An 11,528-nucleotide genomic window follows, 5' to 3' on the forward strand; every position below is an offset into this window, starting at 1 on the left:
GTATTCCGGTACCGCTGCTGCTCGGTGGTCCTGCACGTGCGGACTCCGCGACAGTCGACCTGGGCGGGTGGCGAATAGCGGGCTCCAGCAGGGTTGTTGTCGCTGGTCACAGGTCGTCCACGCCACAGCCATCGTCTCGAACGTGTGTTCTAATGGCGGGGTGTCAGGACTGAAGACGATCACGGTGCAGGGCCCGCCAGTGGTGGCGGCGGGGTTTCCTTCGCCCGCCGAAGACCACTACGACGGGCCGCTCGACCTGGACAAGCACCTGATCCGCAACCCGGCCGCGACCTACATCCTGCGGGTCACCGGCTGGTCGATGCGCGACGCCGGGATCAGCGACGGCGACGAGATCATCGTCGACCGCAGCCTCCGCGCCGCCGACGGCAGCATCGTCGTCGCGATCGTCGACACCGAGTTCACCGTCAAGACCCTGCGCACCCGCCCACCGCGGCTGGAACCGGCGAACCCCGAATTCCCGAATATTCCGATCCCGGAAGGCGGCATCGAGATCTGGGGCGTCGTGACGACCGTGATCCACCACGTGTTCCCGGGAGCGTCCGGTGCCCGGTGAGCAGGTCTACGCCCTGGTCGACGTCGACTCGATGTACGCATCCGTCGAGCGCGTATTCCGCCCGGACCTGCGCACGGCGCCGGTGATCGTGCTGTCGAACAACGACGGCTGCGCCGTCGCGCGCAGCCGCGAGGCCAAGGCCTTGGGCGTCGGCATGGGCCAGCCTTGGTTCCAGATCCGGGACCGCCCCAAATTCCGCACCGTCGTAGCGTTGTCGTCGAACTTCGCGCTCTACGGAGACTTCTCCGCCCGGATGCTCGCCGTCGTTGAGCGCCATACCCCGCTTGTGGAGCCCTACAGCATCGACGAGTGCTTCCTGCGGCTGCCCGCCGGCCGCGCCGGCGAGATTGCCGCGGCCCTGCGCGAACAGATCGGACGGTGGGTCGGGCTTCCGGTGTCGGTCGGCATCGCCGGCACCAAGACCCTCGCCAAGGTTGCCACCAAGATCGCGAAGACCACCGGCACCGGCGTCCACGACCTGAGCACGACCAGCCCCACGACCCTGCACGAGATCCTGGACTCTCTGCCCACCAAGGAGATCTGGGGCATCGGCGGCCGACTGTCGGCCCGCCTGGCAGCCCACGGCGTCACCACCGCCGCGCAGCTGGCGGCCCTTGATCCCGGCTGGGTCCGCCGCTCCTACACCATCGTCGTCGAGCGGACCGTGCGCGAACTCGCCGGAACGGCGTGCCTGCCGCTCGAGCACACCCCGCCGCCGCGCCGGCAGCTGCTGCACTGCCGGATGCTCGGCCAGCCGGTGACCAGCGAAACCGACGTCGCCGACGTCGCCAGCTCCTACGCCCAGTCGATCGCCACGAAACTGCGCCGCCATCAACGCGCTACCAACACCCTGTGCGTGTGGCTGTCCACCGGCGGCGACTTCTACACCGGCCCCTCTCGCAACGCACAGGCCACACAGACCCTGCTCGCCCCGACCAGCGCCACCGTTCCGCTAGCGCGCACCGCGGCGAGGCTCGCCCGACGCCTGTGGCAGCCGGGCTACCAGTACCGCCGGGTCGGGGTGATGGCGCTCGACCTCGTTCCCGACCAGCGCCACCCCGGCCTCTGGACACACCCGGCCCGCGACGACGCCCTCGCGGCCACCCTCGACGCCGTCACCGCGCGCTTCGGCCGGGACGCGATCGGCCTCGGCCGGGCCGGGATCCGCCAACGCGCCGCATGGGCGATGCGCCAGCAGCGGCTCTCCCCGGCCTACACCACCCGCTGGGACCAGCTGGCAACCGTCCGCTGACCCACGTGAGATGAATCCGACGAACGACCCCCATCTGGACTGGCCGCTCGTGGGCTTCGACGAGCGCGTTAGCCGGGAAGCACCGCGAGCGCGGGAACTGTCAGTACTGCCCGATACTCTGCTTGTCCGTCGTCGTGAACGCGACGCCAAAACCGGCCGCAGCTCAACGCACCGAGGACGTTCCAGTGGACTTCACAGCCCCCGCCAACCTGCATCTCGCCTGGTTGTCAGCCCTGGACTTCCTGCGTCTTAACGCGACCCGCGTATGGACGCACCTGATGGACAGCGGCGTGGGCTTCACACTGCCGACCGCGGTAGCCACGCTCACCTCCAACGAGGCACGTGCCCGGCATCTCGCCGCCGCCGAGCGAGGGCGGCTCGGCGCCGCCGCGCTTTACCACCTCAACGAGGAAGCCACGGCAGCCGCATTGGCGACCGACCTGGCCCCATGCGACCTCGCGGGGATCGTGCCTGCCCCGGCCGGGATGGTGATGTGGGCGACCCCGCCCTGCACCACCGACACCGGAGTGCCGATCGTCGCCGCGAGTTGGGGCGAAGCCGAAGACGGCGGCCTCTGGATCACGTGGTGGTCAGACAACGCAGCCGCGGCGATTCGGCTCGGAGACGACGTGGACGCCCTGCTCCAGGTCAACGGCTACCTCGGCTACGACCGCGAGACGCACATCGTCCCGCGCAGCTGGCCAGCCCAAGCCGACGACCCCGCTCACCCCCTCCACGACTTCTACCAGGCCGTGATCAGCACCTGGGCGGCAATGGCAAGCGGCAGCGTATCCGTGACCGCTGAGCTCGTCGCCCCGAAGCCGCTGCGCAAGCAAGGCGCCCGAATGAACGTCACCATCCCGCCCGTGTGCTGCCTCGGCGCCTCGGCCCCCGCTGGGGTCGGCATGCATCACGGTAGCGAGACCGAAGGCCAGGACGAGGCCTTTGCGCAGATCCGCGATGGTGAACTGGACAGGCAGTACCGCTGGATCCCCGAGCTGTACCGCGCGACCGCACGCCGGCTGCACATGCTCGAACAACAACTCGAGAACCGGGTTCCCGGAATGGTGGAACACCTTCTGCAGGCTGCCGCTGACCGTGGTGACTGGCCGTCCTGGTGCTGGATGCCGATCACCCGGATCCTCGAGCTCCTGGCCGAGCGCTTCCCACCAACAGGGTCGATGATCGACCTGCTCGAGCACCAGCGCCTTGCCGCAGTGCTCGCCGCGGTCGGGTCGTGGCGCGCCAGCGGTCGGCCTCTGGTCAACATCCACGACCAGCTCGTTCCGCGCTTCGAAGCGGCAGCCGACACGCTGCCCGGTGATCTGCCCGGACGCTGGGTGGTGCCGTGCATCTACCTGACCTCCGAGACGCCAAGCGGCGCGGCGGGGCTCTTCGTCCACCTCGAGTGGGACGCCGCGGAACGGCGCACTGAACTGCGCTTCCTGCTCGACCACGACCCTGTCGGCGGACTCGACTCCCTCCAGGTGCAACCGGTGCACCTAACCGGGCAGACGGTTCGGGACGCACTCGCAGCCACCTGGGCGGCCACGGCGATGCGCGCGAATGTCCTCGCCGGCAACGATGCCGTCCCGGTCACCGGACCTGGAACGGCCTTCGGGGACACCGTTGATCGGCAAGCGTCGCACCTCGGGGTGTTCGTCGCGATCGCCGATTTCGCTGCCTCCGACTCGGCGCTGTTCACCGATGCCCGCGTGGTGCTCGGCCGTGGCGACGCTCGTACCTGGCCCCCTGCACCTGGTACCAAGCAGGCGCCCCAGCTGTGGCTGGCAGCTGACCGCACGATGTCCTCCTGAACACTGGTCGGCTCGGGCGGTCCGCGGATGCGTAGCCACTACGACCGCGTCGCGGTACGAAGGGGACACGATGACAACTGACGGTGATCAGGGCGAACCTGACCTCAAACCTGGCAACGTTGCCAGGTTCGTGGTGTTCGGTGCCTTCGGCGAGCTGCTCGCGCGCTTCCAGGTCTTGGAGTTGACCTTCTGGGGCATACTGGCGCACCGCCAGAAGCGCGGCATGACGCTGGATCAGCGGCTGGCGAAGATCGAAGGCTGGAACCGCGGGGTCCTGGGCAACCTCGTCGCCGCGGCCGACCTGCCGGCCGAGCTGGAGGAGGAAGCACGCCGCGCGGTCGAGGCCCGCAACTACCTGGTGCACCAATTCATGCGCGACAGGATGCCGTTCCTGCACGACACCGCGTTCTGCGAGCGGGTCGGGACCGAGCTGGCGGAGGTGAGCGGCCGCCTGGACGACTTCGAGTCGGCGCTCGGCGAGCACACCCGGGCGCTAGGCGTTCCTGAGGTCACCGACGACGAACTCGAGGAGCTAGGGCTGGCCAACCCCGACCCGAACGAGTGGTTCTCGTGAACCGCGGCATCCGGGCCTGGGTTCCTCTGCTGCTCGGTGCGGTCGCGGCGACCGTGCTCGTCGGCGCCGGCCTGCGCCTGCTGGCCTTCAACGCGCTCGGTGCCGGCCCGGCGTGGTCACAGCAGCCCGTGCCAGACCTGGGGCTGCTGATCCTTCCGGCCATCGGACTCGGTGCCATGTTCCTGCTGATCAGAACCGCTCATCAGCTCTGGCGCCGCGCGTGCCTGGCCACCGGCATCGCCGTGCTCCTGCTCCTGCTCCTGCTCGGCGGCTGGGGACTCGTTGTCCACTCCGCGGCGACCGCGGCTTCCGGCTGCCCGGACCGCGTCGCCCCGTCGACGCGGCTCACCCGCTTCGCGCTTGCGCCGCTCGACCTGCCGATGTTCTGCCAGCGGCTCTACTACCAGCCCGCACTTCCAGCTTGTCCCTGCCGTCCAACCGTCCCGGTGGTGTTCCTGGCGGGGGACCAGCACCGTCGTTGGGTGCTCGACCCGGGCGCCGGGCTGATCATCGACATCAGCCAGGACGACGTTGTCGGTCAAGAACTGCTGATCACAGCCTCCAGCGCGGGTCGATGACAAGCAGCTGTGGCAGGACCGGCCGGGCTTCGCCGATCGGGCCAGGCCCGTTGCGGTAGCTTGCTGCTTCGTTCCGACGGTTCGGACGTGAACTGGCCGAGTTCAGCAGGTCGCTTGACGTCGGCCCTCGGCGAGCACACTCGAACTTGGGGCATTCCCGAGGGCGGCACCCGGCCGAGCATCGATCATCGCCTGCTCTGATCAGCGGCGATCGCGGCGGCCGTCGCACCGCGGCCTGCGAACAGTCCGCGGTAGAGAACTCGTTTACACGCGAGGAGACCGGCGCGCCGGAACGCGTTTTCGGACTCGAAGCGCTTGAGATCGGCGTATTCGTTTTGCTGGGGAATCCAGGAATTCCATTTCTTGCGCAGAGTGTCCCACGCAATTCCTTGAGCGCGAGGTCTGGCGACGAACCGGGCGAGCACCAATTGCCGGACCGATTGGGATCGCGCGCGGTAGTTGCCGTCCGTGCGGCGATGATCGAGCCGGGCCCGGGCCTCGCGATAGGCGTCCGCCACTTCGTCGGGCGCGGCCGCCGGATGCACGTCGAGGGTGATCCGCTCCGACCACGCCGTCCAGTTCTGTTCGCGGATGTTCTGGGCTCCTTCGGTGACTCTGATCAGGCCGATCAGCGGCGTGACGCCGGTGAGCACCCAGGTCGCGGCCTGCGCTGGCTCCCAGCCGTGCGACACCGCCAGACCGATCGTCAGCCGATGCAACCAACCCAGCGTCGTGCCCGGCGCCACGACGACTTTGCGGACCCGGTCGTACCCCGGGGCCACGTAGGCCAGCCTGTCGACGAACACCTCGATCACCTCGCCCGGCAGAGGCTGCCCGGGTTCCCAGCCCGGCGGGATCCGCACCTGCGCTTGCTGGGCGTCCTCACCCCGGCCGGTGCGCTCGGCGATCCAGCCTTCGACCTGATCGAGCTGGATGAGTCCGCCCGGTAGGAACTTCTTGCGGAACGCGGCGACCTGACGGTCATGGTCGGCCTCGGCCGCGACGTTCTCGCTCAACGCCAGCGAGTACGCCGCCGACCGCGCGCCGACGTCAGCTGAGCGGGAGCTGACCGAGACCGGCGCCAGGGTCTGCTCCGGGGACGTGGATCCGGCCGGCTCGACGTCGGGATAGGTCGCCCGCATGTCCTTGATCAGCGAGGCGCAAGAGTCCAGTTCCTCCTGCAGCTCGTCGTCCGCCGCCTCCTGCAGCTGTCCGACGACTCGCTTCTTCTGCAGGAAGGCCCACTCCCGCTCCGTGACGGCGCCGCGTAGGTGCTTCGTCAGCCACTTCCGGATCTCGACCTCGTCTACCACGGGTTTTGACTTTAATACCCACGGATGTGCAGTCATCACACTGTGGGCATGTCGATTTTCACTCGCATCACCCAATGGGCCCGGGCGGCCTGCACCGTGCTCAATGCCCTGCGGTCGCTCGCGGCCGCGATGTACCGCTTGATCATCACCGTCATCCTGCTCGCGACCGCGGCCGCGACGCTGTGGAACGAGGTGATGCCTCCCGTCGCATAGGGCCGCGGAGCCTCCCAGTCACCGAGCCCGGTGCCGGGTGTCTCCTGATCAGAACCGCACATCTGCGCCCGGCACCCCAACGGCCTGGCCCGTCGACCTCGCCGTGCTCCGGGCTCGGCGAGGTCGACCGGGGGACTCACGCCCGCTCCGCAGCGGCCGCGGCGTGCCCCAGGGGGCGCGGCCGCACCCGGTCGACCTGCCGATGCTGTGCAAGCTGATCCACCACCAGCGAGTCCTGTTGCCCTCCGCCGACCGATCCGATCGGCGATGAGCACCACCGCCACTGGGACATCGATCCGAGTGCTGGGCCGACTGCCGACGTCGACCAAAGACGTGCTCGTCAGACAGAAGCTGCTGATCACAGCTTCCGAGCGGACCGAAAGGTGCGGCATCGAGGCGAAGACTGCGGCCTGGGCCAGGGTCAGGACAACCCGGCGGACGGAGTTCACCGCCGTGCCGTGTGCCTCACGAGGAAGCTCGGTCGCTAAGGTCGCCGGATGCGTGTCGGGGTTTACGTGGACGGGTACAACCTCTACTACGGCGGCCGGAAGGCCTGCGGCCGAGGAGCGGCGGGCTGGCGATGGCTCGACGTCCGCGCCCTGGCCGCCACCCTGGTCGCCGAACAGGCCCAGGTCTGGCCCGGAGCGTCAGTCACCCGGCTGGTGTACTGCACAGCCAGGATCAACGGCGCCGCCAACCCGAGCGGCGCCGCTGATCAGGACGTCTACCTCAAGGCACTGCGCTCGTCGGGCAGCGTGGACCACATCGAGTTCGGCAACTACATCAGCAAGGTCATCAAGCGGCCGTTGGCCACTGAAGGCCGCCGAGGCCGGCCCATCCTCGTCACGCCGCAGTGGCCGATCAAGGTCCAGCGCCACGGCATCCCGGAGCCCGACGCGACCTTCATGGCATCGGTGGGCACCTGGGAGGAAAAAGGCTCCGACGTCAACGTCGCCTCCCATCTGCTGGTCGACATCCTGACCAACGCCGTCGACGCGGCGGTCGTGATCAGCAACGACAGCGATCTGCGGATGCCAGTGCACCAGGCGTGGAGCCGGGTGCCGGTCGGAGTGGTCAACCCCGGCAGCGGATACACCGCCGGCGATCTCTCGACCGCACCTGCCGGGGGCGCCGGGCATCACTGGTGGCGGACACTGAAGGCGCTGGACTACACCGCCCACCAGCTGCCCGATCCCGCCGGCACCTACACCAAGCCGTTGGGCTGGTGACCTGATTTGAAAGCCGCTCCCAGAGCGGCTACACTATTGCCATACCCGCCCGGCCCCTCGTGGGCCGGGTTTATTTTTGCCCTCAGCACCGCATCCGCCGCGACTCTGCGAGGATGACGCCGCTGATCAGAGGCCCAGAGCACACGATCCGAACACCTCGGTCGATCGTCAATCGTCGCGCTGCTCAACATCCCGCCACGGGGCCGGCCCACCCTGCCGCACCTGGGCGGCGGCGTAGGCGCGCGTTACGACCCAGGCGGCGTCGACGACATCCTGGACCCATTGCGCACCGAACGACTGCGATCGCCACGACCAGACCCCGCCATGCAGCTGCGAGGGCAGCGCCCGAGCACTGAGATCAGCCATGTGCTGCTCCACCAGCTCGGGATCATGCGATGTGAACCACCAGCCGACGATCTGCGCCAGGTCGAACGCGGCCGAGGAGTACGGGTCCACCGAAAACGCGAGGTGCGCCTTCTCCAGCTGGTCCACCTCACTGCCGCGCCGCCGGGCACCTTCCAGGCTCGCCACGTCCTCGTCGCGAGGGGGAGCGGTGCGGGTCAGCTCGAACAACCGCTGCCACCAGTTCGCATCGGTGGTCGGCGGCACCATCGCGAACAGGTCGGCGAGCCGGCGGACAGCCTCGCGCGCTCCGGGCGCGGTCAGCCAGTCGGCGAACTCATCAGCAGCAGAAGCGGACAACAGCAGGCACCTCCAGTCGACAACAACCAACAGCACAGGGCTCAACTCCGCCGCGGTGGCGCAGGTTCCCGGCGGACGATCATCCGAGAGAATGACCGTCCGCCCGCCACCTGCGTGATCAGCTCTTGCGCCTCCGCGACCGCATCAGAGGTCGACGCGTAAGAACCTCGGAACCTGCGTCAGCCGATGGCTTCGACGTAGGCGCTGAACGTCTGCGGCCCACCGTCCGGCGTTGGGATGCGAAGAACGTCACTGGCCTCGCATGCCGATGCGCGAATCCGTCTCGCTATCGCTTCTTGTGATACGCCTCGACCACTTCGGAAGGAATTCGCCCGCGGTCGGAGACGTCGTACCCGTTCGAGCGGGCCCACTTGCGGATCGCCTGGTTCTGCTCCCGATCAACATGGGTCGGGGCTTTCGTCGCGGCCGCAACGGCAACCGAAGGACGGGTGGCGGACCGGCGCCGGCCGCCCATGCGACGTGCGTGCTCGACGTACTGAGCCAGCGCGTCACGCAATTCGGCCGCGTTGTCCTCGCTCAGGTCGATTTGATAGCTGACCCCGTCCAAGCCGAATTCCACTGTTTCCTCGGCGTCGCTGCCGTCGAGATCGTCAACAAGTGCGACCTCCACACGCTGTGCCATGGGTCGGTTCCCCCTCGGTATCTGAAAATGGTTCAGGACATATGGGCGAGCAGTTTAGAACCTCGCCCCTTTCCGACGCAGGACCAACCCCGCTCGGTACGCGGACCGCGGCGCAGCGCAATCGTGAACTGCGCCGCCCACCCTGATCAGCGGAAAGTCGGCCCAGGTGGGAAACGACGCACCCGCGCCGTTATCGGCGCGACCTGTTCGAACGCCGGCCACCGATCGGCGAACCTCAGCCACCCGCACTGCGCCTGTCACGGCCGATGCGAAGCCCCCTAGATCAGAAGGAACACGAACAGCGCCGAGCTGCCCCGCCAGCAGGTGACAGCTCAACGGACTTCGTGGCCCCCGACGAGGGGCGTCGGGGGCCACGAAGTCGGGGACCGCCAGATGGTCAGTCTCCGAGCGCACGCTTTACCGCGCTGTCGGTCTTCTCCGCGTGCATCTGGTAGGCGCCGATCAGGACCACCAGCTCGTCCCACAGGCTCCGCCGCGGGGACCCAGCATCCTCCACCACCATGCACCCATCCGGGTCCTGCACGTAGTGGACGGTGGCGCCGGTGTTCGCGCACCGCCAGGTGTGAGCCACCGTGCCGTCGGGACATTCGTCCATGTCGTACGTCAGCTCCGTGAACGTCTCGCTGATGAGCGCGCGCACCTCTGGCGTGTGAATACGTCCCAAGTTGACCGCGCGACGAGCCACCTGGAGGCCGGCCAGCTCGGCGAGGTCGGCCAGCGCCGCGTTGGCCGCGGCGAGCCACGCGGCCGGCATCCACTCGACCGCCTTGCGCAGCTGAGCTCGCTCTCGCTGCTCCTGCTCGTCGACGACGGCGTGGCGGGGTGCGTCCAGCGTGAGGGTCATCCGAGTTCCTTTACCTGGGGCAGCGGAATTCCCGGCAATACTCGTTGCTGCGCAACGGCTTCCGGGACGTCGCGGACCTGGCAGGCCCGCAGCGGTGACAACGAGGTTCATGACGTGATCTCCCGGCGCGGCCGCGCTGCGCGCACGGTGTTCACCGTGGTCAAGAGCAACATGTCGTTGCAGCGACGCACGTCCTCGACCTCGTCCGGCGCGATGTGCCACATGGCCTCCCCCGCGATGGTCGGGGATGGATACAGCGGCACCGCCGCGGCCAGCATCAGCACGCCCTTGGGGATCGGCGCCGGGATGTTGGTTCGCTCGACGATGAACAGGAGCTGATCGGGCAAGGTCGGCAAGGCCAGCACCGGCGGCTGCGCCCTCATCGGCAACAGCGCTTCCCGCACCTGCTCGCCAAGAGCACGGTCGAGGCTGATCACCACGACGTCGACGTCTGGACCCGCGGCCAGCAGGAGCTGGCCGGCGACCTCCGAGACGGGCCAGCCCAGCTCCCGGTAGTAGCGATCCCAGCCCGCCCAATCGGCGTGCGACGTGCGGTCCGCCGGCGGCGGCGCGATCGGCACTGGCGGCGGAGGGGGCGCCAGCATTGCCTGGCATCCGAGACACGGCTGGCCCATCGGCTTGCCCAAGGCGGTCTCGAACTCGAGGTCGTACCACGGGAACGGCTTCCTGCACACCGAGGTCAGCGTCGGCCCGACGCCGTTGCCCGGGTGCACGACGAAGATGTGAGCGATCCGAGCGGTCTCGCCGATCAGGCCCTTGCGAAGGCGGGCGGCGAAGACCGCCGCGGCCGCTTCGGCGTCGACGACCCACGACAATTCCCTCGCGTTCGGGTCGTCGCGTAGCCAGTTCGCCAGCAGAGCGGCAGCGTAGGCCGGGGAACTCGTAGAGGTCTTCTTCGGCGAGCCGCTGACCGAGCCGCTCACCACGAAGACGCCAAGCTCCTGGCCACTGCGTGTGTGGCTTCCCATCCCGGTCCCCCCGGACGCTGCTGATTGGAGACGGTGACCGCTGTCAGGTCGGGGGTCCGCCAGCGGCCACCGTCATGGACACCAGTGCCCGGATTCCCGAGGGGGCAGGGCGTCCATGCACTGGCTGCACTAGGGTTCATAGGTGCTCTGACCAGCAGGTCTTTGAGTACCATTCGAACAACAGTAACGTTACAACGTGGACGTTACTGCCGGGATAGTTCGATTGGGTGAACCTGCCGTTGCTCTCTTGCGCGGCACGGCGCAGACATGCGAACCGGCAGCGATAGGAGATGCTGAATTCATGGAACTTCTGGATCTTCCTGAGGATCCGGCTGACTTGCCGGCCTCGCTGACTGAACTGCCGCCTGCAGTCTTGAAGCGCTGGATTGGCTTTGCCCTTCGGCGCCAACGGACGTCGTCAGCGCCTCTCGGTCGCAAGCTGGTGCAAGAAGACATTGCTGAGCTGCTTGGTTGCGGACGAGAGAAGGTGGCTCACCTCGAGTCTGGGCGCAACATGCTGAACAAACTCGAGGTGCAGGCTCTTTTTAGCCTCTACAAATGTCCTCAGCTTGTTGACTCGTTCCTCGAACTGGTCAAGCTGGCAAAGAAGCGGCGTCCCGTGTCTCCGGTGGTGAACGGCGACCCGACGCGGTACACGAGCTATGCCGGGCTGGAGGAAGGTGCCACCGGAGTCGAAACCGCCAGCCTCCTTGTTCCCCACGGCCTATCTCAGACAGCTGGGACTGCCGAGGCGATCATGCGCACCGGCGAAGAGGAGT

The 11,528-nt window shown here is 68.0% G+C and carries 12 protein-coding genes and 1 pseudogene; 8 read left to right on the forward strand and 5 right to left on the reverse strand.

The features are described 5' to 3' along the window. Window positions 1-160: 160 nt before the first annotated feature. The 5 genes from BMY97_RS44280 to BMY97_RS44300 all read left to right on the forward strand — a co-directional run bounded on the left by BMY97_RS44280 (window position 161) and on the right by BMY97_RS44300 (window position 4,795). On the forward strand, window positions 161-574 hold the full coding sequence (locus BMY97_RS44280) for a LexA family protein (RefSeq protein WP_091629503.1): 414 nt from the start codon (window positions 161-163) through the stop codon (window positions 572-574). Beyond that, window positions 564-1,826 (forward strand): Y-family DNA polymerase, encoded by a 1,263-nt coding sequence (locus BMY97_RS44285; protein WP_091629505.1) that lies wholly within the window; start codon window positions 564-566, stop codon window positions 1,824-1,826. The genes BMY97_RS44280 and BMY97_RS44285 overlap by 11 nt, the downstream gene beginning before the upstream one ends. Before the next feature lie 122 nt (window positions 1,827-1,948). Continuing rightward, the gene (locus BMY97_RS44290) at window positions 1,949-3,643 is read left to right on the forward strand and encodes an AcrVA2 family anti-CRISPR protein (protein ID WP_143086513.1); all 1,695 of its coding nucleotides are present in this window, start codon (window positions 1,949-1,951) and stop codon (window positions 3,641-3,643) included. A 70-nt stretch (window positions 3,644-3,713) separates the two neighbouring features. Continuing rightward, window positions 3,714-4,217, forward strand: a complete 504-nt coding sequence (locus BMY97_RS44295; protein WP_143086514.1) for a hypothetical protein — start codon at window positions 3,714-3,716, stop codon at window positions 4,215-4,217. Next, on the forward strand, window positions 4,214-4,795 hold the full coding sequence (locus BMY97_RS44300) for a hypothetical protein (protein ID WP_091629511.1): 582 nt from the start codon (window positions 4,214-4,216) through the stop codon (window positions 4,793-4,795). The genes BMY97_RS44295 and BMY97_RS44300 overlap by 4 nt, the downstream gene beginning before the upstream one ends. Before the next feature lie 185 nt (window positions 4,796-4,980). Here BMY97_RS44300 and BMY97_RS44305 read toward each other — a convergent pair whose 3' ends face one another. Next, complete coding sequence (locus BMY97_RS44305; protein WP_091629513.1) at window positions 4,981-6,108, reverse strand: hypothetical protein; 1,128 nt, start codon at window positions 6,106-6,108, stop codon at window positions 4,981-4,983. A gap of 48 nt (window positions 6,109-6,156) precedes the next feature. On the opposite strand from BMY97_RS44305, the gene BMY97_RS47610 reads away from it, so the two are divergent. Both BMY97_RS47610 and BMY97_RS44310 read left to right on the forward strand, forming a co-directional pair. Then, complete coding sequence (locus tag BMY97_RS47610; protein WP_177231857.1) at window positions 6,157-6,321, forward strand: hypothetical protein; 165 nt, start codon at window positions 6,157-6,159, stop codon at window positions 6,319-6,321. 497 nt (window positions 6,322-6,818) lie between these two features. After that, the gene (locus tag BMY97_RS44310) at window positions 6,819-7,550 is read left to right on the forward strand and encodes a PIN domain-containing protein (protein WP_091629515.1); all 732 of its coding nucleotides are present in this window, start codon (window positions 6,819-6,821) and stop codon (window positions 7,548-7,550) included. 168 nt (window positions 7,551-7,718) lie between these two features. Here BMY97_RS44310 and BMY97_RS44315 read toward each other — a convergent pair whose 3' ends face one another. The 4 genes from BMY97_RS44315 to BMY97_RS44330 all read right to left on the reverse strand — a co-directional run bounded on the left by BMY97_RS44315 (window position 7,719) and on the right by BMY97_RS44330 (window position 10,704). After that, window positions 7,719-8,297 (reverse strand): hypothetical protein, encoded by a 579-nt coding sequence (locus tag BMY97_RS44315; RefSeq protein ID WP_143086515.1) that lies wholly within the window; start codon window positions 8,295-8,297, stop codon window positions 7,719-7,721. 241 nt (window positions 8,298-8,538) lie between these two features. After that, window positions 8,539-8,895, reverse strand: coding sequence for a histone-like nucleoid-structuring protein Lsr2 (locus BMY97_RS44320; protein WP_091629519.1), 357 nt, complete (start codon window positions 8,893-8,895; stop codon window positions 8,539-8,541). Between the two features lie 397 nt (window positions 8,896-9,292). Continuing rightward, window positions 9,293-9,760 (reverse strand): hypothetical protein, encoded by a 468-nt coding sequence (locus BMY97_RS44325; RefSeq protein ID WP_091629521.1) that lies wholly within the window; start codon window positions 9,758-9,760, stop codon window positions 9,293-9,295. Window positions 9,761-9,867: 107 nt separating this feature from the next. Next, window positions 9,868-10,704 carry a hypothetical protein gene (locus tag BMY97_RS44330; RefSeq protein WP_143086516.1) on the reverse strand — a complete coding sequence of 279 codons (837 nt, stop codon included), beginning with the start codon at window positions 10,702-10,704 and terminating at the stop codon, window positions 9,868-9,870. 346 nt (window positions 10,705-11,050) lie between these two features. Between BMY97_RS44330 and BMY97_RS46685 the strand changes: the two are divergent. Further along, a pseudogene (locus tag BMY97_RS46685) lies at window positions 11,051-11,528 on the forward strand (hypothetical protein); the annotation flags it as partial.

The organism is Amycolatopsis saalfeldensis, assembly GCF_900110575.1.
Lineage (GTDB): Bacteria > Actinomycetota > Actinomycetes > Mycobacteriales > Pseudonocardiaceae > Amycolatopsis > Amycolatopsis saalfeldensis.